This window comes from Armatimonadota bacterium (assembly GCA_017303935.1).
Lineage (GTDB): Bacteria > Armatimonadota > Fimbriimonadia > Fimbriimonadales > Fimbriimonadaceae > JAFLBD01.
In genome coordinates this window covers 240099-264164 of record JAFLBD010000002.1, presented here as the reverse complement: position 1 = coordinate 264164, position 24066 = coordinate 240099, and the positions used below count along the sequence as shown (strand labels likewise).

The following is a 24066-nucleotide window of genomic DNA, read 5'->3' as shown; positions in this document are numbered from 1 at the left end:
GCGAATTGAAGTTGCTCGTCGTCGAAGATGATCGCGTGATCGCGATGCAATTGAAGCGTGCCCTAGAAAAAGAGGGGTACTCAGTTGAAGTTGCGTTCGATGGTATTTCCGGGCTTGAAGAAGCCAAATTGAACCCACCGCATCTGATTTTGCTTGATCTGATGCTGCCCAAAATGGGTGGGATTGAGGTCTGCGAGCGGTTGCGGCGAAGCAAAGTGAATTGCCCGATATTGATGCTCACCGCACGAGACGACGTCGAGGACAAGGTTCAGGGGCTCGATGCTGGTGCGGACGATTATCTGCCCAAACCGTTTGAGCTTAGCGAACTTCTGGCCCGCATCCGCGCGTTGCTTCGGCGCGACAAATCAACTCGCTCCGAGATCTTGGTGGTGGCCGACCTACACATTGATCCAAAGGGCAAGTCCGTGACCAGAAATGGGCAAGAAATTCGACTGACTCCTCGAGAATTCTCACTGCTGGAGGCACTCGCTCGGAACGCGGGCCGCGTGCTCGAAAGAGAAATGATCATCGACCAAATTTGGAATGATGACGCCAGCATGAGCAATACGGTCAACTTTCATGTCACCGCGCTCCGGAAGAAGATTGATGAGGGGCGGGAAAAGAGCCTGATTCAAACTGTCCACGGATTTGGTTACCGGTTGGTCACTCCGGAGGAGAGCGCATGAGCTTCAAAATACGCCTCGTTCTGATCAACTCGCTGGTAATGCTTGCGGTTTTGGCGATTACATTGAACGTGTTTTTGGCGACCACAAGGACCGTTGCAGATCGCAATCTGCGCACGGAGCTGATGAATATTGCCCAGCAAGCCAGCCGAGTTCCACCAAGGTTCAACCTGGACGATCCAAATCAGCCGCCCGGTGAAGAAGGCCCGAACCAACGTGGTGGGCCGCCTCAGCGGTTCAACGACATCCAGAGGCCTAGCGTGTTTGATGAAACCGGGGCTCGTGTCGGCGGACCGAATAGCTTCGACAAACCTCCGTTTCCAGCTCAGTTTGAGAAAGCAAAGTCTGGTGCACCCATTTTCGATACCGTCACATTCAATGAAGAGAAGTACCTTCTGCTGACCGCGGCTTTTCCCTCCAGGGAAGGAAGGGTGATCGTTCAAATCGGGCGAGGACTGAGCGACCGGCAGAGACTAGAAGCAGCGCAAACCACGGTGTTTTGGTCATTGATTCCCATTGCGCTGATCCTGAGCGGACTGGCCGCATACTTTCTGGCAGAAGGTGCAGTTCGGCCGATCAAGCGGGTCGCGCAGACCGCGACCGAACTCGATGAAGATGATCTGAGCACGCGATTGGAGGTGAAGTCCAAGGACGAACTGGGTCAGTTAGCGTTTGCTTTTAACGGAATGCTGGAACGACTGGAATCTGCATTTGGCGCGCTGAAACGATCGAACGAGCAACAGCGGAGATTTGTCGCTGATGCCAGCCATGAATTGCGAACACCTTTAACTCGGTTGAAGCTGGCAACCTCACAACCATCGGATGACCCCGCCGAGATGAAAGAATCGTTGCAAGTCGCATCGGACGCCGCGAATGTGATGACCCACCTGGTCAACGAGCTGGTGACGCTGGCGAGATCGGACGCGGGCGAGCTCCATGCTGAACCAGGACGCATCGGAATCGCATCTGCGGTTCAAGCCGCCTTGAAATACGCGGAAAGCCAAAGCGGCCCGGCCCCGCAAGTTTCACCTGAACTTGGCGGATATGAAGTAGAAATAGGCCCGAACCATCTACATCGCATGCTGGTGAATCTGATCAGTAACGCGAAGCGGCATACGCCAGAATCCGGTGCGGTCAACATCCACCTCGAAGTTGTTGGTGATGAATTTGCGATCGTTGTCGCCGATTCCGGGAGCGGCATTCCTGCGGATCAGTTGGCCAGGCTTGGCGAGCGGTTCTACCGCGGAGATGAATCCAGATCCCGCGATACGGGTTCGTTGGGGCTTGGTATTGCGATCACCCAAACACTGGCAAACACCTATCAAGGCAGGCTCGAAATCGCATCTGCAGTGCAAAAAGGCACGACCGCGAAGCTAATTTTCCCTAAATCGAGACTATTTGCAATTTCCAAATAATTTCCAAATAACCAAAACCTACTATTGCAATACCAGAGACAGAAACTGGGATAGGAAAACGAAATGAAAACCATTCACAAGACAATGACCCTCACAGCGATTGCGTTGATGACCCTGATCGGGGCGGCAAGCTACGGTCAGCCAACCCCAGGCAGCGGAGGCGGCCAAGGAGGCCAGAACGGCCCTGGTGGACCCGGTGGTCCTGGAATGGGCCGTCCAATGGGCCCACAAGGCGGTCCGATGCTTTTGCTCCGAAATGATGTCGGTCAAGAACTTCACCTCAGCGCAGATCAAAAGTCAGCGATTCGAGAACTTCTCCGACCTCCACAAGGCGGTCAGGGCGGACCTGGTCAAGGTGGCCCGGGACAAGGCGGTGGACAAGGTGGACCTGGCGGCGGCATGGGACCTGGGGGTCCTGGCGGGCAGGGTGGTCCTGGACAAGGCGGTCCTGGCGGACCTCCGAACGGACCAGATCCTCGCGGTCAGCACATCGAAGAAGAGCTGCAAGATATCTTGAATGATGCTCAGTATCACCGATATCACCAGCTTGCACTTCAATTCGATGGTGCAAAGGCGATTGGTCGACCAGAAGTCGCACAGGCGCTGAACCTGACGAATGAGCAAAAGAGCAGCTTCAGAACGCGAATGCAGGCTCTCCAACAAGCCATGCGAGCACTGATGGAGCAGCGACTGGCTCCAGATCAGATGCGAGCTCGGGCAAAGCAACTTGAAGATGCGTTCAATGCAGACGTCATGGCGATGCTCACTGCCGATCAGCGACAAACATGGAGAAATATGCTCGGCGCACCGTTCACCTTCCAGAACGAAGCTCCTCCACAGGGCGGCCCAGGCGGCCCTGGTCAGGGAGGGCCAGGTGGCAACGGCGGTGGCCCTGGTGGCGGCCGACCCGGAGTCTAATTTCTTCGTCTGCGAAAGAAAAGGATGCTCCCCAATTTGGGGGGCATCCGTGTTATTAGACCTTTGCTGTTAGCTGTTCGCAAGTCCGCCCAGGATATACAGCGAGACCTTGCTGGAGGACATCTAGCGCGACTTCCAAGTCTTCACCCTTTAGGACATAGGCGATTCGAACCTCGTCCTTGCCGACTCCATCCGTTTCATAAAATCCCGTGCCAGGCGCCATCATCACGGTTTTGCCCTCGTGAGAAAACTCCTCTAACATCCACTGGCAGAATCGGTCGCAATCGTCGATTGGCAACCTGACCATGGCGTAGAACGCTCCTTCGATTTGCGGAACCGTGACGCCATTGAAACTCTTGAGTCTCTTGACCAAGATGTCTCGGCGGTGGCGATACTCCGCGTTCATATCGTCGAAATAGGATCGCGGGGTGGTGCGCAACGCGGCTTCGACACCGATCTGTTCGATGGCTGGCGGCGAGAGTCTAGCTTGCGAAAACTTGATCGCCGAATGGAAAACTTCCTTGTTTCGGCAGATGAAGAATCCAACTCGTGCGCCGCAGAGGCTGAACTTCTTGGAAACCGAGTCGATGACGATAGCGTTGTTCTCGATTCCGGTCAGATTAAGTACCGATGGCACGCTTTGTCCGGTGTAATTGAATTCGTGGTACACCTCATCCGCGAATAGGAACAAATCGTGTTCCAGAACCAAGTCCCTGAGCGCTTCAAGCTGCGATTGATCGTAAACCGTTCCAGTTGGATTGTTTGGATTGCAGATGAGAATCGCCTTTGTTTTCGTGGTGATTCGCTTTTCAAACTCTTCGATGCTTGGGAGTCGGAAGTCCTCTTCGATCTTGGTAGTGATGGGCACAACCGTCACGCCAGCAATCGCCGCAAAGCCAATATAGTTCGCATAAAGAGGCTCGGGAATGATCACCTCATCACCCGGGTTGAGGCAGGCTAGGAATCCGAAGATAATCGCTTCCGAGCCAGCGGTGGTGACGAACAGATTGTCCTCATCCACCATGATCCCTTTGCTGCGGTAGTGCTCGACGGCAGCTTTTCGGAGAGTGGGGATTCCGGCTGAGTGGGTGTAGGCGACGATAGGGTCAGAGATAGACTTGATCGCCTGCCAAAATTCTGCTGGTGCCGGTACGTCTGGCTGGCCGATGTTGAGGTGATAAACCTTCGTTCCTCTTGCTTTAGCGGCATCGGCGAATGGGGTGAGCTTTCGAATAGGTGATTCGGGAGTGCTGATTGCTCGATTCGAAATCTTAGGCATGGTCTGTTCGTTTCTCCTGCGCGCGCGCAACGCTTTCCCACCGCTCTATCGCGCGAACATCTTGTCTGCGTCGGTCCATGGCTGCGTCGATTTTTTGTACCAGCAGCTCAAAAACGTCGGTGTTCGGACTGTTCTTTTCGATGTAGTCGAACGCCCCTCGGCGCATACATTCCACGGCATTAGCCACATTGCCGTACGCCGTCATCACAATCACTTCAGCAAAGAGATCACGAGCAAAAGCAGCGCTCAGTACACGGATTCCTGAGTTAGGATCTTCCATGCTCATGTCCGTAATGATCACATCGAACGGGGGATCGGACTTTTGGATTTTGGCAATCCCGGATTCAGAACTGTCGGCGAGGTCGATATCGAACCCTTCACGCGCTAGCCTCCTCTTGACGGCCGACCTGACGTCGTCCTCGTCATCAATTACCAAAACACGGTACATCGAACGTGAAGAATACCGAATCACACTCGGGTATTGAGATTCGAAATTACTTTTGCGAGTGCGACCAGGTACAAATCCTCAACCGGGTTTTGAACCAGTGGCTCAAGTCCCGCGTCGAACTTGGCCAGCGCGCGCAATGCCTGGAATTCCTCATCTCGAGTGAACAGGTCAAAGGAACGAAAGACCTCGTTTGGTGCATGAGATTCGCGCAGGAGCCGAGCCGCGAGACTATCTCTGGCCATTCCCTCTTGAAGCATCAATCGGTAGGCGATAGTCTCGCATCCGAGACACTTGGCCACGCCGAGCAAGCACCGCCACCGCGTGATATCCGAAGTCGAACGCCGAGCCTCTTGCAGGATCAAAACAAGATCAGTCTCGTCGCCGACTGCCCCAAGCGCATAAGCGATCTCGCTGCACGCTTCATCCGAAAATCGCGAGAGCGATGCCCGAAGCTTCGGAGTTGCAGAGCGAATCGTTAGGGCTTCGATGGCTTCGGCGGCAGCGATTCTGACACTCGGATGCGGGTCCAAGCAGGCTTCAGCGATCTCGGATTCTGCTCCCATGAACTCCAGCTCGCGCAACCCTTGAAGCGCCGCGCGGCGCAGGTCAGGATCGAGGTTCGATTGGGCTGCTCCCTTGAGGGCTTCACCGGCTTGCGGCCCTCCGAGGTTGCCGAGGGCCCTGGCTGCGGCTCGGCGCAAAAGTGGCCTCGGTGAACCCAAATACTCGATCAGCACAGGTTCCGCGTCCGGATTTTCGAGTTGCCCCAACGTCTCGAGCATCTCTTCTTCCGCAAGGTCAGGGTGCTCGCGAAGCATCTCGATCAGTGCTCCAGACGCTTCCCCTCCCCGTAAGCTGCTGAGAGCGCGGGCAGCTTTTCGGCGCAACCTCGGCGACGGGTCGTGCAAGGCGCGGATCACTTCGTCCCGGGCGATATCAAACTGGACGTCTGCGGCGGAATCGATCGCAGCGCCACGAACAGTGGCATCGGACGAGCCTTTCATTTGGCGGAGCGCCATGTAACCACGCGGCGACATTTTGGCGAGTTCGGTGAACGTGCCTTTGACCGAAACCGAACCGGATTCATGCACTCGCAACAGCACGAGAATCGAACATACACGCAGCACTGCTGTAATCGCAAAAATGGCATGGAACGCGGTTGCCGCTGGTACTTGGTGGCGCAGTTGCGACATCACTTCGGCTCCGAGAAGCGGTCCTACCGCGCCCATCAAGGACTGCATTGCCATGCCCGCCCCAAGATAATTCGCACGTCCTTCTTCAGGAGAAGTGGCGAGCAGGAGGTTGAACTGGCAAACGCTGATTCCACCCCAACACATCCCCGCAATGATATGTGTAATCCCCAGAACGACGGCATTAAATACATCCTGGTTGGGCTGGCAGATCATCCATGGAAATGGTGTGAGGGAAATGCCCGCGATGAGCAACACCATGACCGGCTTGTTGCCGTATTTATCGCTCAAGAATCCCCACATTCGAATGGCTGAGATGTTTCCTGCCGCGTGGCAAATCGCGCTCACTTGGAATGCGGTCATTCCCATTTTGAGGGTCTCGAAGGCGTAGGCACTCCAAAGATTTCCCGCGAAACTGGAGGCGATCAAGAACACCGAAAAGAAAACCAAGGTCTTTCGAAAATCTCGGTTTTTGAACGGAACTTGCATGTTTCGGATACTTTCGACGAACCCGACTTGCATCACATCCGGTCGCGGGATGTTCTTCATGCGATAGAAGTAGACCAAGCTGACGAGTCCGAAAACGATGCCAAGAGTGAAGATGACCGTATACGTGACTTGCGGGCTGGTGGCTTTGCCCAACTCGTCGAAAAGGAACCCGCCGCCGAAAGCGGCCAGGGCACCAACCCAAGCTTGCATCGCATTCCGCCGGCTGAAAAACCATCCCCTCGAATTGGCGGGGACCATCTCAGCCATCCAGTCGTTGTAGATTGGCGAGACGATCTGAACACTAGCGCTCGCGACTCCCACGCAGAGAATCACTAACGTAATCGCGACGACGTTCGGAAGGTGGAGACTCGGCAAGATGGCGATGGGAATGTACAGAAATCGCCAGATCGCACCGCCAGGACCGATGAATCCCTTGTAGTAAGGGTAGCGCCTTCCCCAAATCGCGCCCGGTATCTGCAAAAGGCCGACCAAGCTGGGAATTGCTGTGAACAGCGCGATCATCATATCGAGCCGCCCTTTGTTCATGTCTCCGCCGAGATATTGAACAAACTTGACCAGATAGGCTCCACCAAGGAGCGACATGAATGCAGCCGCCAGCGCTGAGTCGATATTGGCGACTCGCAGGGTTTTGAGATTATCTAACCGGCTGACGGACTGGACCACTTCCCCCTATTGTAGCTACCTTGGGAACAGCGGCACTGGGACTGCGGTGTTAACGTTGAACCTAAATTGAAGTGTTAAAGCCGTACGTTCAAAAACCTCGCAAATTTTGTGGCATTTGCCCTAATGCTCGGAGACGATTTGGCCGAAAACCGAAATGTTGGAGAAGGGAACAGATTCATGTCGAATGAATTGAGCAAAGTGGTGGCAGGTCTCATGGCTATTGCCGCGCTGGGTTCAAGTTTGATTGCCGGAGTTGATCCTGTGCAATGCTTGTTGCGCGGCGGTGCCGCGTGGCTGGTGGGCAAGGTTGCGGTGACGATATGGAATGTATTCTTTACAGGGTCAAGCGTTGATCCGGTTCCGGTGAAGGTCCAAACTCAAATCGAGTCTGTACCGGAATCATCAACCGAAGCTACAACGTCTTAGCATGAGGATTAAGCTAGATGCCGTTATCACCAGAAAATTTGCAACGTGCGTGGGTGGACTATAAGGTTTACAAAGACCCACAAGCCAGAATTGACTTGATCAGCCATTTCAGCTATTTGGTCAAGATCACTTCGGGCCGTTTGGTGACGAGCTTGCCGGGTGGAGTCGATCGCGAAGATTTGATCGGTGCTGGCGTCATTGGCCTCATCAAGAGCGTGGATCAGTTCGATCCGACCCGAGACGTAAAATTTGAAACCTATGCAATCGCCCTGATACGTGGAGCTATCCTCGAAATGCTTCGAGATGAAGACTGGGTTCCTCGATCAATCCGCGAAAAACTGCGCGCGATGGACCGAGCGCACCTCGCTTTGGAAGGCAAATTGGGACGCCCACCAAGCGAGCGTGAAATGGCCGAAGCTCTGGGAATTTCCGAGATGGAAGTCAGCGAGCTGATGGTTCGAATGGGCCGCACCAATGTTTACTCTTTGGATGATATCGTTGGACACAGCAGTGACCACGACGACCACGTTCAGTTTGTCGAAATGATCGTGGACGAAACAGCAAGCACCAGTGGCGAAGTCGAAGGCCGCGAGATTCGGCGAATTCTTTCTGCCGGTATTGATAAACTGCCCGAACGCGAGCGCATGGTAGTCGCGCTGTATTACTTCGAAGGTTTGACCTTTAGAGAAATTGGTAAATTGCTCGGTGTTTCCGAGTCCCGAGTGTATCAATTGCACACTCAGGCCATGGGAAGATTGCGCAGCCACATGAAGGAACAAAGCAGCGTCAACGTCGCATAACCTTCATTTTTCCTAGGTTTTCACCGATTCTTATTTCAGATCAGGCACTTTTGGCGCATGTTTTGCGTTGTGAGAAGAGGCCCGGGAACGCCTTGTACCTGGTACTCTTACGGGTCAATCTGGGATTTTTGAATCTATGAACAAAACGATTTTGCATCAACTTGGCTTGTTAGGCCTGGTTTCGGTGGCACTCTTTGGCGCAACTGGCTGCCAAAAAGAAGAAAAGCTTGCCGATGTCAACGGTGAAGCAATCACCATGAAGGAGTTCTACGACTATCTGAAGGTCAAACCTGAAGTTCAGATCGTTGCAGACAATGGTTCTGTCGTTGCCGCACCTGTGGCTGAGACCCTAGCTTTCCAAGGCTTGCAGGACATGATCCGCCAACGCGTGATTATGCAGCTCGCCAAGGACATGAAGGTTGAGCCAACCAAGGATCAGATCAATAAGGAAGTCGAATTCCAACGCAAGCGCGATGAGAACTTCATCAGCCAGTTGATGGAAAAGGGACTGACCCTGGACCAAATTCGAAGCAGCTTGAAGGTTGACCTTGCTCGCGAAATGCTGTTGACCAAGGGCATCACAATCACCGATGCTGAAGTCGACGCTCAGATCAAGAACAACCCGCAGATGTTCACGATTCCAACCACGGTAGATGCCCTCTGGGTGTTTGTGAAGGAAGAGCGAACCAAGCGAGACGTCGACCGCGCTCTTGACCAAGGCACCACGTTCTCCACCGTTGCAACGCGATACAGCGATGCTCCGGGAGCAAAGGAAAGCCAAGGCCGATTCCCACAACGCGTGCCAGGCATGATTCCTTCCGCCGATATTCGAGACTTGCTTCTCAACACTCCAGAAGGCAAGACCACCGAATGGGTCAAGCTCAGCGATGGTTGGGCACGATTCTTCATCGAAGATCGACAGCAAGAAATCAAGAAAGAGCCACGAGATGTGGATCGCCAATGGATCAAGCGACAGCTTGCTGTCCAAAAGGGTCTAACGGCAAACGACTTGGACAAGCGACTGCTCGACAAGTTGAAGAACGCCAAGATCAGCATCTACGAAAAGGAACTCGAAAAGCCTTGGAAGGCTGCGATGGAGTCCTTGGATAAGGCTGCCGAAGAAGACAAGAACAAAGGTACCGGCACAATGACTGGCGAGGGTAGCCCGACAAACGAAGAGAAGCCGGCCGGCTCTAACTAAGCTCAGCTGATCCCAGAACAAAATAGCCAGCCTTCGAAAGGAGGCTGGCTATTCTTTTGCTTTCGACGTGGCCGGTTAGGCAGGCACCATAAATTTTTCGCTGAGAGATTGCGCCAATCCGTGGCACTCGTCGTAGGTGAATTCGCCAGTCGCAATAAACTCATTGAGGTCATCAATCAAGCTCTTGAAGTCAGGAGAATTCCAACTCCCAAGCGTTCCGTGGTCTTTGTCGAGGCGCATCAGCGATAGCCGAATATGATCGCTTGTCTTCAGTTCGGCGATCAAGCGATCGGTCAAGTCTGCGACGCTGGTAAACACTCCACGTACGCTGGAGTTAGTTGAGTTGAGGTCTTCGACCACCCAGTAGATTCTGCGAAACACCATTGTTTATTTATCCTGGGCTGGGATCTAACTCTGACCCCAGCCCTAGACGCGTTATGCCGTCCAAACAAACGGGTCGGCATCAGTAAGAATTCTGGCCTTGTCCCATTGCTCCATTAAGTACGGGGGAAGGTTGAACACTGCAGAGTGGAAGTCGGGTGTGTAATACCGGGTCTTCACGCCTCGCGCTGCAAACCGCTTTGCGATTTCTTCTGGGCTCAGAGCCTTTGGATCGTACTTCTTGCTGGCGAGCACAAATCCCCAAGGCTGGAAGAAAGTAGTGACGATACCGTAGTATCCCGCAACGTACTCGAAGCAATCCATGCTTTCAAGCGTCTTGATGCAGCTCAGCATGCATTCTGGATAGTTCTGGTTTGCAGTACCTGCTTGCATCGCGAACACGCCGTCATCGCTCATTGCATCGGCCGCGATCTGGAAATACTCCTTGGTGAAGAGCATCTGGCCAGGTCCTTCTTCGTGAGGGTTTGGCAAGTCGCTGAGGACGACATCGTAGTTTGCGCCCTTGTGATCGGCGAGCCATGCTCGTGCATCAGTGTGCAGCAAGGTGGTTCGCTTATCTTCAAAGGCGCCTTGGTGCCATTCCGGCATGTGTACCTTGACCATATCCACCAGCTCTTCGTCGATATCGACCATGACCGCTTCTTCGACAGTGTTGTGCTTGAGGGCTTCTCGGAGCGTCGCGCCTTCGCCACCACCGCAAACCACAACCTTCTTCGGGTTTGGATGCAGGGTCATAGCTGGTTGAGTCATGCATTCGTGGAACACATGCTCATCCATCAAGCTGGTTTGGATGTTGTAGTCCAGGAATAGGCTCTTACCGAACCGCGGGACTTCGCAGATTTGGTAGGTTTGAAATTGGGTGCTTCCTTCAAGGAGCATCTTGCTAACTCGAAACATCCAGATGGCAGCATCGGTGTGTGTTTCGGTAATGAACATTCCAGTGGCGTCGCTATGCATTGATTTAAGTTGATTTTAGAGTCTTGGGGTCATGAAGAGAGCCCCAAGAACAGTCCGTCCTTGGAGCCCAAAGTGGTGAGAATCGATTTAGCCGGCGACTTCGTTCTCGCGTCCTCGGCGGACGACAAGGAACTTGATTCGGCCTGGTTTGAACCGGTCCATCAAGGTGTCAACCGCGTTGTGCACGTGGACGGTGCCACCACAGTAGAACAGGTCTACAGCGGCGTACCCATGCTCGGGCCAGGTGTGGATCGTGTAGTGCGATTCTTGGATGATGACCGCACCCGAAACACCCCACGGCTTGAACTCGTGGAACGATTCTGCGACAACAGTTGCCTTCGAATTCACGGCGGCGTCGCGCATGGCATCACCGACAGTGTCTTCGAGTTTCAGGCTGTCTTGATCGCAATCATACATTTCGATCAAAACGTGAGATCCGAGTGACATCGGCTCTCCATCTCGGAAAGGCAGCCCTTCCTGATCTCGGCCGATCCAATCCAAGAATGACTTGGCATCCTCGCACTGGATGAAGGTCCAACCTTCGTCCGATGTGATTCGTGGAGGAGCAAAAGCCACCGATTCTCGGGTAGCTCGGCGACCGAAGAGTCGCTGGAACAACGAAATGCGTGCCGAAGAGGCAGCAGGGGCGAGTACGGCGCACAAAGACGCGCTAGCTAGTGTGAGGAGGATCATAGTTGCCAAGGCGGGTTTCCTGAAACAGGAAAGTTGTGCCGGGTCGATGCTGGAAGCAAAGATAGAAACCGGACCTGACGACCAAACCGGGTGAACGTTGATGAGCGTTGCTTGACATCCCACGAAATAATCTCCTTGGCGATCGCTGTAAGATTAACCAGCCCCGCGGCATAACCCGCGCCAGAAACCAGTCCGTGTTTTGTCATTCTTTGCTAGCTCATAAACTCCCGATGATTAGCGCCCCTGGGTTTGCTTACTCTCTTCAAGAAAAGTTCGAAGACCCCCCTCAGACGCGGAGCGGAAGTGTACCTTCCACCTGTCTTATTGTCAACTTGGAAAGCAATTTCCTAGTAAATCCAACAAAGACGAGTTGATAGACCCTTTTGACTCCGCAATTGTTGCGCCAAACTGCTGAGAGTCCTATCGTTAATTCGAATGGATTTCGCCGTCTTCAAGCCGGACGATGCGCGAAGCCGACTCCAACATCGAGGGGTCGTGGGTGACCATCACTAGCGCGCCGGATTTTCGGTGATCATTCAAGAGCTGCACAACCTGAATGCCATTTTTATGATCGAGGTTTGCGGTTGGCTCGTCTGCAAAGATCACCTTGGGCTGACCCAGAAGTGCGCGAGCCACACAAAGCCGTTGTCGCTCGCCGCCGCTGAGTTCGTGGGGCATTCGGTGCATCTTCTTGCCCAGTCCAAGATCGGTGAGCAACTGGCGCGCCTCGTCCGTTCGATCCCGGTCTGGCCGGGCCAGTACCACGTTCTCCAGCGCGGATAAATAGCCGAGCAAGTATGGATATTGGAACACAAACCCGAAATCCTGAATTCGGATTCGAGCACGTTCGGCTTCGGGCAGCGCTTGAAAATCGACCCCGCCGTAATGGACCTTGCCTGATGTTGGAATTTTGAGCCCGGACAACAGGTAGAGCAGCGAACTCTTGCCGCTCCCGCTTGGCCCCAAAATTCCTAAGAACTCGCCTTCTTTGAGCTCAAGGCTCAGTTGATGGACGGCAAAAAGTTCTTTGCCGTGGTCCATGTAGCGCAAGCTCGCTTCTTCGATTCGGATCATACTAGCCTCCTTTCCACCACTCCGACCGGATCGAATTTCTTGAATCTGAAATAGAGCGTGGCGAGTGCCACCGCGAGGATGGCTAGCGGAACCGGGAAAGTGTATTTCAGCGCAGACTGATCTAGCGATTCGAGCGCGTAGGCGTTCGGATACATCAAGGTGATGTCCACCAACTTGAGCAATCCAATGGCTGCTAGTACTCCAAGCATCCAGCCTCCAACCACGACCGCCAGTGTCTCCATTGCCACTCGACGGATGAGCGCCGACCGGGAATAGCCGAGAGCCTGCAATAGAGCGAATTCTTGCGTCCGCTGGCTGAGATAGATGTTGATCAGCATCCCCATCATGATGGTGATCACAACGACAAGTGTCCCGATCACCACATCCAGAATCAGATACAGCGTCTTAAACATTTCATTGGCGCTCTTTTCGACCTCTTGGAATGCGAGCACTCTGGCTCGCTCGCCTTTGAATCGCTCTACCGCCCACGCGTCGAGCTTGGGCTGATCCTTCAGATCCTTCGCAAAGACAAGCAGCAAATCAATCGGCGGGAAATGGTTGACTCGGTAGTAGTCTAGATCGGCCAACATCACCCACTCTTTGGTTTGGGCGATCCCCACCACTTTGACCTTTTGCGGTGAGAAGGCATCTGGATTATCTGGCTCGAGTAGCACGTCCCCGACCTTGAGCTTCAAGTTTCGAGAAACCGGTTCACTTATGACAGCTTCGGCGGCACCTTCTTTGGGAAGTCGACCCTCAATCTTAGTTACACCCATCCGGTCCAGGGTGAACTTCATATCGTCGTTCGATAGCGCAATCACCGCAAATTGCCACTTGCCGACGATACTGCGAACTTCGGTATCGCTTGCTCGACAGGTTGCGATCCGTCCAATCGGTACCGGGGCTTCTTTGGCAAAGATGGATCGGAGTTGAGGAGTCATGCCAGCGTCCCCGCGTGGCGTCACTCCCATCATGTAGCTGGAATACTTGTAGATCGTTTTGACGCTAAACGGAATGCTGTTGATGAGCGAAACAATCGCGCAGATCAGCATCACGGCCAGCACGATCACCGCCACCAGTGGCACCGTCTTGCCTGAATTTCGCTTTAAAAAAGTGCCTACGCCGAGTGGACGCATGATTCCTTTAGCTTCTACGAGCGGTGGCGAATATAGTTGAGGAAAACCTCATCTTCCTGGACCAAAGTGGATTTGAGTCTCCACTGCGTCACCTCATTGATTCCAAATGGAATTCCATCAGCAATGGTCGGCACATTTTCACCGAGTTTGATCTTAGGTGCTACGGTAAGAAATAGCTCATCGACCAGGTCTTCATGGTAGAGCGCGGCGTTGAGTTTGCTCCCGCCTTCTAGCAAGACTCGTTGAATTCCAAACCGGTCCTTGAGCTCCTTGAGAGCTTCATTCCAAGATGTCAACTTGACGTGATGGGCGCCGTGTGGTAGGTCTTCGGGCACCAGCGGCGAAATCACAATCACCTTCTTGAGGTTGTCCGTAAAGAATCTTTGGCTGGTGTTGATGTCCCCCGATTCAGTGACGACAATGCGGTAAAGGCTGGCATCAAACCAAACCCCTGGTGTAGCTCGCAGCGTCCCGGCCCCGATCATCACCGCATCACATTTCGATTCTAGGAACCGCATTCGCCGGTGATCAAAGCCACTTCCGAGATTTGCCACCGGATCAGTCCGTTCGCCCAAAACGATCTTGCCGTCCAGGGTGGAGATCATGCAATTGATGACCGCAGGACGGTCTTGCTGGGTGGATGTGAGAGGTTCCGCGAGTTCGAAATTCTCCCTTCTTCGAGCGACTTTCTGAAGCGCTTCACGCAATACGCCAATCGGTTGCTCGGCAAACTTTGCCTCACCGATGAAGAACGTAGGCAAGTTGTACACGCCAGACGCATAGGCAGGATCGTCATATTCGATGACTTGATCGCGATATCGGCGCTCGACAATGGCTCGCTCCATTTCTTCAAGATCGAGCCCAAGCCCGGTCGCAAATAGGCGAAGAGCTTGTACCGAATTGATGTCGATAGCGTGCTGCCAAGTCGCGTCATAGAGCCGTTCAATGAGCTTGCGATGCGATCCGTTGGATTGCCGCGCGAACTCTACGGCTTGATGTGTTAAGAAAGTACGCATTTGCGATGGGCGGTTCGGCGCAACCGGTGGCAGTTCTGCTGCAGCCATTGCCAAATCAAAGCGACTGGGTGTCTCCGGGCGGTTTGGATTTACCGATTTCGGATGAGATTCGGGCCATTCCATCGATTCTGGAAAGAGCTCGTACCCCACAAAATCGAATTCCACGTCGAACTCTTGCTCGAGCTTTCGAACTTGGTTGATCCCAATCCAGCACCATCCGCAGCTAAAGTCGTGTGCCACTTTGATCATCGTTGACATGCAGTCAACATTGTGAACCTATTTTCGGAGGATCAGCACGGACAGATCCGTGTCAACGACAAGGTCATACGATGTTGAGCCCATCAATTTGCGCTCAACAAAGCCGTGACCCTGGGCTCCTACCACCACCAAGTCGGATTCGAGAGACTTTGCGCATTCCACGATGGCGTTTTTGACCCCATTTTCTGCCTGCCAGATGTGGGTGGCAACTTCGGCTCCGAGAGCCGAAAGTGATTCCGCGAGTTCCTCGTTCATCGCAACAGATCGTTCACGCATCTGCAATGCAGCCGATGCGATCTCTGGAACATAACCGCCGAAATCCATAGAAACCGCAGCTTCAAGCGGATTGATCACGTGAACGACATCGATTTTTGCAATTCCTTTTGCCTGGAGTCCAGCGATCATCTTGAGGCATTCGTCCCCGTACGCAGAATGGTCGGTGGCAACGAGTAATCTCAGCCCTTCATGCTGGGATTTCGGTTGCTCGGCTACCAAAAGGCTGGTTTCCATCGAGATCGTCAGACCCTTGGCGACGCTTCCAAAAAGGAATGATTCCCAGGCCGATTTGCGCTCGCTTCCAACCGCCACTAATTCCACTGGATGTGCATCGCAATAGGCATGAATTTGGGCGCAAGCATCCCCGAACTCGAGCACTGCCTCACAAGGAATTCCTGCTGAATCAAGGTCTTCTTTGACTTCAACGAGTTTCTGCTGACCGTTCTGTTGAAGTTCGGCGATCATGTTGCCAACCGGATGCGCGGGGCCAACGCTTGGAAATCCGCCGTCGGGCAAAACGGAAGGCACCGCATGGAATGCGACGACTTCTAACCCAGGGATTTGAAGCCTCTTTAGGAGGTCTAATGCGAACTGGTAGTTCCCCGCTAAATCCACGCCTAAAACAGCTTTCATACCAATTACTAAGTTCGACGGGGAGGGTCGTGTTCCCTCTTGTGGTGTGCGGCGTGTCATTATCCGTGTGGAATGTCAGACTATCGCGAACTCATCGAATCCGCTTTCGATCGGTTGCGCGAGCAGCCTGGATTCGTGGACCGTCCGGACCAATATCAACTTGCGCTTTTGCTCGGCGATCTCATGGTTGGAGGCGGAAGTGGTGCCATCGAAGCTCCGACCGGTCTCGGTAAGAGCTTGGCCTCGCTGATTCCTGCAATTGCCGTCGCGGTGAGCCATCAGAAACGGATTGCGATCGGAACATTTACCAACGTTCTCGCAGATCAATATTGGCGCAAGGATCTTCCGTTTGCCCTATCCCTTTTTGACCTTCCGGAAGGCACGATAAAGACGCAGCAACTCATGGGGCGGCAGCGATATGCATGCCAAATGTCTCTTGAAGAATTTCCTAGAGATATCTCGGATGCGTTTCGCCGCGAAGCCGAAATGGGGACGGAGAATGAGTTTCGTCGAATCGTCAAGAAGCCGATGCGCGAGATTTCACAGATCTGGCCAAAGGTCGCCGCGCCGCAGATTTGTGCAGGAAAGTTCTGCCCGGCCTACAACGATTGCTACTACTTTAAGGCGAGACAGCGGGCGGAATCGGCCCACCTGATCCTCACCAATCACAGCATTTTGTTGCAGGACGCACTCGCGGCAAGGGTTAGCCAGGACGACGTTGGATTCTTGGGGAAGTTGGACTTTATCCTCTTTGATGAAGCTCACGATCTATATTCCGCGGCTTTGGGTGCGCTGGAATTTCAAGTGGACACCAACAGCCTGAGTGGATTGCAGAGCATCGCCGCTAGGCTTGGCCGAGAGCTCTTGCCAGAAGCGCGTTCTCACCAGTCGGAAGATGATTGGAACGCGATACTCCAAGATTTCCAGCACGATATCGAGATTTGTAAGCAAGATTTGAACCTACTTTCTATCGAAAAGGGGAAGCAAGGCATTTTTGCAATCTCGCCTGTCGAGGTTGAGAAACACCCCGGAATGGACAAGTACATGGGCAATTCCGAGGGGATTGACCCGCTCATGTACGCCGTTTCTCGGGCTTGCGACAAGTTCTTAGACCAAGTCACCGAGATCAAACGAGGATGGCAAGCTGGGCCGGCATCAAACGAACTTGTTCGGATGTACAGCATGGCGATTGGCGACTATGGAGACCGGTGCCGACTGTTTATGACTCCGGCGGGTTTGAGCGTCAGCTACTCGAAGACCGGCCCCGTGAACGGGTATCGCCAAGATACGGTTGGGGTGGCTGAACCGCTCAAAGAGCTCCTATGGGACCGAATTCCGTACGCTTGTCTTTCGGCGACACTGGCTTTGGATAGCTCTTTCGACTTTTACAACGATCTCGTTGGGTGCAAGCCTGGCACCGAAGAGATTCTGCCGTCGCCATTCGACTTTACTACCCAAGCGAGCTTGTACCTACCGAAGCCGGGCAAGATTCCAGACCCGACGGTCGCGAGAAAGCAGGGGAGCGAACATCTGTACTTCCAAGCCATCGCGGACGAACTCACTGAGATTATCCAGGCGATGAGCGGGAGAACTTTGGCACTGTTCCATTCTCGCCGGGAGATGGAAGCGGTTTATGCTTTGATGCCTCGAGACGAGGAACTTCCGATCACTATCCAGCCGCGGATGGCACCTGGCCCGATAGGTGATATGTTTAAGCGCAGAACGAATTCATCACTTTTCGGACTGCGCAGTTTTTGGACGGGATTTGACGCGCCAGGTGACACATTGTCGTGCGTCGTGATCGTGCGGGTGCCGTTTGAAGTCCCAACAGAACCTCCCGTGATCGTGCGGATGGCGAGCCTCGTCCAAGCCGGCAAGGATCCGTTCCGAGAGCACACCTTAGCCCAAGCCAAACTCCTCATCCGGCAAGGAGCCGGCCGGCTGATCCGAACCGAAACCGATCGTGGCGTCATCGCTCTTCTTGACCCGCGGGTGCAGTCCAAACCGTATGGCGAGGAGATTCTGATGAATCTGCCGATGGACATGAGCCGCTTCACGGACATTTATGAAGCGATGGCGGCGGTCGGGCTCGAATAGGGTAACGAATATGGGCCCGAGACGTGTATATTCGATGGTATGCGTTGGCTTCTTATTGCTGGTCTTTTTGCGGTACAAACCGCGGCCGTTTCCGCCCAGATTTCACCGGCACAGATTCCTCAACAACCCGACATTCTTGGGGACATGGTGGTTTATTCGGCGGAAGGCGACCTTTGGCTCGGCGACCTGAAGACCAACAAAGCCACCCGGTTGACTTCCTGGCCGGGCACCGAAGGCTTCCCGAAGTTCAGCCCAGACGGCTCCCAAATTGCCTTTTCTGGCAACTACGATGGACGCCTAGAAGTTTATGTCATGCCAACCACGGGTGGCACTCCTACACGAATCACTTACGACTCGACTGGAGCAACGATTTTGGACTGGCTCCCCGATGGAAAGTCGGTGGTTTACCGCACACGTGGCAGCAGCTCAATGGGCGAGATGCGACTCCTGCGGGCTCCCATCGAAGGCGGAATTCCGATCCCGTATCCGATGCCAAAGGCGGCTCAATTCTCGGTCAATCTTGATGGGTCGAAGATCGCCTATGTCAAGACTGGACTGGAAGATCATTGGTGGAAGCGATACCGCGGCGGGATGGCAAACGACATCTGGCTGTATGAACCAAAGCGCGGCGCATTCTCTCGGTTGACCAAGAATGAGATCAACGAACAATATCCAACTTTCTGCGGAAATAATCTATTTTTCGTGAGCGAAAAGAACGGCTCCGCCAATCTTTTCAGCCTCAATACCGAAACTGGCGCCGAGAAGCAGGTGACTTTCCAAAAGGACTACGACGTTCAGTCACCAAGCTCAGATGGAAAGAGAATTGTTTATCGATTTGGCCAGAACTTAGAGATTTTCGACCCCTTGAAGGGAACGACTCAGACGGTAAAGCTATCGGTGTCGACGGATCGAATTCATGCCCGCGCTCACCGAATCGGCGGCGACCTTGAGGCGTATTCTCCTGGTCCGACCGGCAAGCGAATCTTGGTGGAATGTCGCGGACAGATCTTCTCTGCCCCTGCCGATAAAGGCGATATCCGCGAGGTTGCCGCTTGGCCTGGTAGCCGAAACAAGCTTGCCGCCTGGGCACCCAGCAATAGCTCGATTGCCTTTGTCAGCGACAAATCGGATGAAGAAAATGTTTGGTTGGTCAACCCTGATGGTGGCGAGCCTAGACAGCTCACTCAGTTCAAATCTAAGAGCATTCAGCGGATTCAATGGTCGCCTAATAGCGCATTTTTGTTGGTATCCGATGCGACAAGGACGCTATGGAAAGTCGACGCGAAAACTGGCGAAACCACCAAGATTTTTGAAGACGAATACGGCATGGACGTCAGTGGAAGTGTTAGCGTTGACGGACGGTTCATCGCCTACAGCAAGAGCGAGGCGTTCAATCAATCCAGCATCTTCTTGCTTGATTCAGCGACAGGAAAAACACACCGCCTGACCGAGCCGCCGACTCGCGACTACAACCCAGTATTTGACCGCTCGAATCGGTACTTGTACTTCCTGACCGACCGGGTGATTCGCCCGCAATGGGATTCGTTTGACTTCCAAATGAATATCACGGGGCCGACGAGGATCATGTTCTTCCCGCTGACAAAGGAAGCGTTGAACCCGTTCGCGGAGCGCGTTGATGAAGAGGGCCAATCCGATCCGACACCATCTCCGACCGTGACTTATGATCTGGAAGGTGCGAGCAATCGACTTCTCTCAATCCCTGGAGTCGTGGGCGATTTGTACAACTTAAGCGCGGTCAGTGGCACGATTTTCTGGCAACAAGACGGTGCGCTGAAATCCTTCACGCTTGAAGGAAAGCGACCGGGAACAGTCGCAGAAGGCGTCGCGGGCTACAAACTCACCCCTGACGGCAACAAGATCGTCGCTCAAATCGAAGGTGACCTGAAAGTCGGTAGCACTGAGGGCGGATTCGGTGGGCCGTCGGTCAATCTTTCGAGCTGGCAAGTGCGCGTTGAACCGGAGAAGGAATGGCGTCAAATCCTTCGTGAGGGATGGCGCTTCATTCGCGATAACTTCTACGATCCGAACTTGCATGGCGCCGATTGGCCCAAGGTTTGGGAAAAACTCAGTGCACTGCTCCCTGCGGTGAGTGATCGAAACGACCTCAACGACCTCGTCGGTCAAATGCAAGCCGAAGTGAATGTGTCGCACATGTTCAATGGCGGCGGTTATGAGCGCATGACAGCACCGCCGCAACCTGGCGGACTGGGTTACCTGGGCGCCGACATGGCGTGGGAAGGTGGCGGACTCCGGTTCAAGCGGATTTTCGCTGGCGATGGGTTCGAAGAGAGCTCACGCTCACCATTGATGAATCCCGAAATCGGCGTCAAAGAAGGTGACTACCTCCTTGCGATAAACGATGTGCCGATCACCCGAGTGAGCAATCCAAACGAACTCTTGATGGGCAAGGCTGGCCAATTGGTCAAGTTAAAAGTGAACAGCAAGCCAACCGGCGATGGAGCCCGAAGTTTCTGGGTCCGAACAATGAGGTCAGAACAATCGGCGCGCTATTACGACTGGGTGACCCGAAACCGGCAGTACGTCCAGAAAGAAGGTGGGAGCAATATCGCGTACATCCACGTTCCGGATATGGGCGAATTTGGGATGACTGAATTCAGCAAGTACTTCTATGCAAACTTGGATAAAGATGGCCTGATCATCGACGTTCGCTACAACGGTGGCGGCATCACCAGCGGGATGATCTTGGAGCGATTGAAGAGAGTGGCGTTCGAATGGGACCAATCGCGTCAAGGCGCACCGGTGCCTTACCACCGAATGGCGTTCAATTCGCGAGTGGTGATCGTTACCAACGAGCAGACCGCCAGCGACGGCGAGTATTTCAGCACCGGATTTCGCTATATGCAACTCGGCAAGTCGATCGGCGCCCGAACCTGGGGTGGATTTGTTGCTGTTGGCGGAATGACCACCATCGACGGCGGCTATATCTCCTGTCCGCTTCAAGGCAGCTTCGACCCGAAAGGAAAATGGTTGCCAGACGGGTACGGATTCAAGCCTGATATTGAAGTTGATGACGATCCAGTCTCGTTTATGCAGGGCCGCGATGTCCAGCTAGACAAGGCGATCGAAGTGCTTCAGGCTGAAATCCGCAAAGCACCTGTGATGAAGGTGAAGCGACTCACCCCACCCAAGAAGGGCTAAAGCCCGACTCGCATGGCGAACTCCTGATAGTTCTCGAGTTCGCCATGTTGCTTGCTCCATTCTTCGACTTCCCACAGCGCAACGTGCTGTAGCTTGGCCACTGCAACCGCCGCCTTGAGCGCGGATCGATCATCGAACCAATAGAAACTCGCCAGCCGATCGCAAACCACATGCAACGGAGAAAGGATGTGCAGTAATAGTTCACCTTCGCGGATCGTGTCGAATTCTTGGATGAACGACTGCCCGATCCGAATTTCCACGTCTGGAAAATCAATGGTGAACATACTCATCGGGTGGCGATAGATACGACCAGACTTGATGTAACCGAGCAAGCGCATCGTCTCATCGAACTCGCGCTGGAGCGAATACCAACTTGCAATAAAGTCAGCGTCTCGCGATTGTGCAGCTTCGGGAGCATAGAAAGCGGCGGCCGCGCCGCCTGTCAACACGGCTTTGATTCCGGTTTCGTGGAGTGCGGTACACACCTTGAAAACCACTTCACGTAAGGTGTCTTGTGCAGTAATGGTGGGGATCAAATCTCTTTTCCTCGCTTCCTAGGTCGTCTCCTGAGGCCGCTCGCCATATCATCCACTTCTTGATCCCGAATAGCGAGAATCTTCAATAGTGCCTTCAGTTCGTTAACTGCAGGATATCGCGGATTGAAGCTTAGCCGCCGGGTACGTCCTATGAGGCGGCCCACGAGCACTTCTTCATCTTCCAAAGACGCGGTGATGCGCTGAACCGTCATCAATCCGCAACCCATCAACGAGGCGAGCTCGCTGTTGTGCGATTCTTCCAACAGCCCAAGAAGTAGCATGACCTGCGTCCTCCTCCGGGTTCCGAATAGTATCATATTTGTGGTGATATTACCACATTATTGATGTGCTTAATTTTTGACAATGGCAACGTCTGGAACTGGAGTATTCCTTTTGGCTTTCTCCTTCGTATCTCGCTCAATGGCGTACTGCTTGAGCTTGGTAGGGGAGAATCGATCAAGGTCAAGGCGGGAGAATGGTCGGATTCTCTTTATTCGTCCCCAGATGGGGACAAGTCCAAAAATCAGCACGATCAATGACGCTACTAAGGTTCCAATGGTATTGGTAACAATATCTTTGGAGTAGCTTTGAAGCAAGGGATTTCTGAGGGCAATCACGATTGCTATGCAGGATAGAAGCGTTGTCAAAATTGCGGCCCTGACCTCCAATCCTACATTTTGGAGGACAAACCCAAGCCACCGCCGCTTGAAAATAGGGACCGAATTTGCAAATGCCTGATCGAAATAGATTTTGAGCAATTCACTGAGATTGGAATCTCCGATAGACATTCCGATTTCTCCATAGGTCCCGCGTTCGTTCCAAAAGTCGAATATTGTGAATAGAGTCTGAATGGGAACATCGTTATGATCCGTCACGATTGTTCCTCTAAACAACCCGTCTTTGATCTCGTCACCATATAGGCGCACGTCTAGACGCATCAGCTGATCATCAGATAAGTCAACTTCTCTGATTTTGCCGATTCCCTCTACAAGGTTAGCTCGAAGCCAAGTTTCGGTCGCAGACTCGTTGAGTGGTGCAATCGCCTTATCGGTTAAGATGAGCATCTTTATTTTGTATTCGTTCCGATGCTCCAAAAGTTCTTTGATTGAGTGCTCCGAGACTCTTCCCTGCTGGTCCTCGGTGTGAAACACTGTTCGGCCAGAATACATTGCCATTCGGATCGTGCCTCCAGCTGGGATGTTTTCTAGCATCTCAGACATGTTTTGGGGGCCAACAACAGGAGCACCTGGGCCACGATCTTCGATCAGCTTTCTTCGTCTTTCAAAGCGATTTATCGTATTTGAAATCGTTTCCGCAAAAACCGCTTGGACCTGCAACGGAACAACTGCATTAAGATTCAGTTGAATCACAGGCACTTTTAGTTTTTCATTCGTTTGCGAAGTATTGGTGAAAAAGTCTTCACGTACAGTGGGTTCTAGGAGTTCCAACTCAGCAAGCAAGCTGACTGCCGCCAAGAGTTGCTCAAATGAGAACCGTGCGCTCATCCATGGAACTTTGTCAAGTTCATTGGCTGCGCCTCTTACCCACACTTCCCGGCTTGCGAATGTGCTCGGGCTACCTGCCCAAACAAACCAGTATTTGAAAAAGTAGGCCAGAATTTCGACTGCAGCACCGGTTTCGACGTCAACGTTCTGGCCACCAACCGAGATAGAGTATTCGCTTAAGAACGCGCTCAGAATTGACTTAGCGTTTTTAACAAGTTCCGGTGGCGCGCAGGCAGTCTCACCTTTCATTTCACACCATCAGTGATTCGATCGGACTCCATGATCGAAATCGGCGTTTGATGGCAAGGCGATTTTATCGTGAGATATTCAGACCATTCACCGGTTGCATTTTCCATTGTATGCAGGTTGATTTCATCTGGGAGCCAAAGTGCAGAGTCTCCTTCGACCAGATCATAGCACTCCTTCCCCTCATGAAACCGGATCTTTCCGCGTAGAACGACGACGAGTTCAGCTGTTTGAGAATGCCTATGCCAAGGCTGGATATGGCCCGGCCCTATTTTTGAATGTACCGCCTTAAAGTACTTGCCATCGTAATATCGCCGACTCTCCGAAACTAGTTCACTCGGAGAATCTTCGAGCCGATTGCACTGCAGATCAAATTCAGAAAAAGGAGCTTCTGACTTCTTGGTGACAATTAGAGCCATCGTTTTTATTATATGTTCGGATCGCGAAAAGGGTGGATGCATTCCACATTTCCAGCCTGAATTCACATAAACCTAAAGTAGATTGCGAAGTTCTTACCCTAACCC

The 24066-nt window shown here is 53.1% G+C and carries 22 protein-coding genes; 8 read left to right on the top strand and 14 right to left on the bottom strand.

The window, feature by feature from the left end; all coding sequences use genetic code 11:
• Positions 1 to 5 precede the first annotated feature (5 nt).
• From J0L72_05895 to J0L72_05885, 3 genes are all read left to right on the top strand, one after another.
• On the top strand, positions 6 to 686 hold the full coding sequence (locus J0L72_05895; protein MBN8690308.1) for a response regulator transcription factor: 681 nt from the start codon (positions 6 to 8) through the stop codon (positions 684 to 686).
• Entirely contained in the window at positions 683 to 2098 is a 1416-nt protein-coding gene (locus J0L72_05890; protein ID MBN8690307.1) for a HAMP domain-containing protein, read from the top strand. Before J0L72_05895 ends, J0L72_05890 begins: the two co-directional genes overlap by 4 nt.
• Positions 2099 to 2161: 63 nt before the next feature.
• Entirely contained in the window at positions 2162 to 3016 is an 855-nt protein-coding gene (locus J0L72_05885; GenBank protein ID MBN8690306.1) for a hypothetical protein, read from the top strand.
• 55 nt (positions 3017 to 3071) lie between these two features.
• Here the strand turns inward: J0L72_05885 and J0L72_05880 are convergent, their stop codons facing one another.
• The 3 genes from J0L72_05880 to J0L72_05870 are packed head-to-tail and all read right to left on the bottom strand — an operon-like array spanning position 3072 to position 7106.
• Complete coding sequence (locus J0L72_05880) at positions 3072 to 4295, bottom strand: pyridoxal phosphate-dependent aminotransferase (GenBank protein MBN8690305.1); 1224 nt, start codon at positions 4293 to 4295, stop codon at positions 3072 to 3074.
• Entirely contained in the window at positions 4288 to 4767 is a 480-nt protein-coding gene (locus J0L72_05875; protein ID MBN8690304.1) for a response regulator, read from the bottom strand. The genes J0L72_05880 and J0L72_05875 overlap by 8 nt, the downstream gene beginning before the upstream one ends.
• Positions 4764 to 7106, bottom strand: a complete 2343-nt coding sequence (locus tag J0L72_05870; GenBank protein ID MBN8690303.1) for an MFS transporter — start codon at positions 7104 to 7106, stop codon at positions 4764 to 4766. The genes J0L72_05875 and J0L72_05870 overlap by 4 nt, the downstream gene beginning before the upstream one ends.
• 177 nt (positions 7107 to 7283) lie before the next feature.
• Here J0L72_05870 and J0L72_05865 point away from each other — a divergent pair, with 177 nt between their 5' ends.
• From J0L72_05865 to J0L72_05855, 3 genes are all read left to right on the top strand, one after another.
• A complete protein-coding gene (locus tag J0L72_05865; protein ID MBN8690302.1) occupies positions 7284 to 7532 on the top strand; it encodes a hypothetical protein in 249 nt (82 codons plus the stop codon).
• Between the two features lie 17 nt (positions 7533 to 7549).
• Positions 7550 to 8332 (top strand): FliA/WhiG family RNA polymerase sigma factor, encoded by a 783-nt coding sequence (locus J0L72_05860; protein ID MBN8690301.1) that lies wholly within the window; start codon positions 7550 to 7552, stop codon positions 8330 to 8332.
• 136 nt (positions 8333 to 8468) lie between these two features.
• Positions 8469 to 9533 carry a SurA N-terminal domain-containing protein gene (locus tag J0L72_05855; protein MBN8690300.1) on the top strand — a complete coding sequence of 355 codons (1065 nt, stop codon included), beginning with the start codon at positions 8469 to 8471 and terminating at the stop codon, positions 9531 to 9533.
• Positions 9534 to 9608: 75 nt separating this feature from the next.
• On the opposite strand, the gene J0L72_05850 is transcribed toward J0L72_05855, so the two are convergent.
• From J0L72_05850 to J0L72_05820, 7 genes are all read right to left on the bottom strand, one after another.
• A complete protein-coding gene (locus J0L72_05850; protein ID MBN8690299.1) occupies positions 9609 to 9917 on the bottom strand; it encodes a hypothetical protein in 309 nt (102 codons plus the stop codon).
• Positions 9918 to 9968: 51 nt separating this feature from the next.
• Positions 9969 to 10892 carry a fused MFS/spermidine synthase gene (locus J0L72_05845; protein MBN8690298.1) on the bottom strand — a complete coding sequence of 308 codons (924 nt, stop codon included), beginning with the start codon at positions 10890 to 10892 and terminating at the stop codon, positions 9969 to 9971.
• 87 nt (positions 10893 to 10979) lie between these two features.
• On the bottom strand, positions 10980 to 11339 hold the full coding sequence (gene speD / locus J0L72_05840) for an adenosylmethionine decarboxylase (GenBank protein MBN8690297.1): 360 nt from the start codon (positions 11337 to 11339) through the stop codon (positions 10980 to 10982).
• Positions 11340 to 12011: 672 nt separating this feature from the next.
• The gene (locus J0L72_05835; GenBank protein MBN8690296.1) at positions 12012 to 12659 is read right to left on the bottom strand and encodes an ATP-binding cassette domain-containing protein; all 648 of its coding nucleotides are present in this window, start codon (positions 12657 to 12659) and stop codon (positions 12012 to 12014) included.
• Positions 12656 to 13795 carry an ABC transporter permease gene (locus tag J0L72_05830; GenBank protein ID MBN8690295.1) on the bottom strand — a complete coding sequence of 380 codons (1140 nt, stop codon included), beginning with the start codon at positions 13793 to 13795 and terminating at the stop codon, positions 12656 to 12658. Before J0L72_05830 ends, J0L72_05835 begins: the two co-directional genes overlap by 4 nt.
• Positions 13796 to 13809: 14 nt before the next feature.
• Positions 13810 to 15069: a dihydrofolate reductase family protein gene (locus J0L72_05825; GenBank protein ID MBN8690294.1), complete on the bottom strand. Its 1260-nt coding sequence runs from the start codon at positions 15067 to 15069 to the stop codon at positions 13810 to 13812.
• Between the two features lie 18 nt (positions 15070 to 15087).
• Positions 15088 to 15978 carry a universal stress protein gene (locus J0L72_05820; protein MBN8690293.1) on the bottom strand — a complete coding sequence of 297 codons (891 nt, stop codon included), beginning with the start codon at positions 15976 to 15978 and terminating at the stop codon, positions 15088 to 15090.
• Positions 15979 to 16050: 72 nt separating this feature from the next.
• Between J0L72_05820 and J0L72_05815 the strand changes: the two genes are divergently transcribed.
• Positions 16051 to 18075 (top strand): ATP-dependent DNA helicase, encoded by a 2025-nt coding sequence (locus J0L72_05815; GenBank protein ID MBN8690292.1) that lies wholly within the window; start codon positions 16051 to 16053, stop codon positions 18073 to 18075.
• A gap of 39 nt (positions 18076 to 18114) precedes the next feature.
• Complete coding sequence (locus tag J0L72_05810; GenBank protein ID MBN8690291.1) at positions 18115 to 21255, top strand: PDZ domain-containing protein; 3141 nt, start codon at positions 18115 to 18117, stop codon at positions 21253 to 21255.
• Here J0L72_05810 and J0L72_05805 read toward each other — a convergent pair.
• The 4 genes from J0L72_05805 to J0L72_05790 form a co-directional block, all read right to left on the bottom strand.
• Positions 21252 to 21791 carry a hypothetical protein gene (locus J0L72_05805; protein MBN8690290.1) on the bottom strand — a complete coding sequence of 180 codons (540 nt, stop codon included), beginning with the start codon at positions 21789 to 21791 and terminating at the stop codon, positions 21252 to 21254. The two genes, J0L72_05810 and J0L72_05805, sit on opposite strands and share 4 nt — an antisense overlap.
• Positions 21788 to 22072: a hypothetical protein gene (locus tag J0L72_05800; GenBank protein MBN8690289.1), complete on the bottom strand. Its 285-nt coding sequence runs from the start codon at positions 22070 to 22072 to the stop codon at positions 21788 to 21790. Before J0L72_05800 ends, J0L72_05805 begins: the two co-directional genes overlap by 4 nt.
• A gap of 69 nt (positions 22073 to 22141) precedes the next feature.
• Complete coding sequence (locus tag J0L72_05795) at positions 22142 to 23545, bottom strand: hypothetical protein (GenBank protein ID MBN8690288.1); 1404 nt, start codon at positions 23543 to 23545, stop codon at positions 22142 to 22144.
• Positions 23542 to 23961: a cupin domain-containing protein gene (locus tag J0L72_05790; protein ID MBN8690287.1), complete on the bottom strand. Its 420-nt coding sequence runs from the start codon at positions 23959 to 23961 to the stop codon at positions 23542 to 23544. The genes J0L72_05795 and J0L72_05790 overlap by 4 nt, the downstream gene beginning before the upstream one ends.
• Positions 23962 to 24066: the final 105 nt, after the last annotated feature.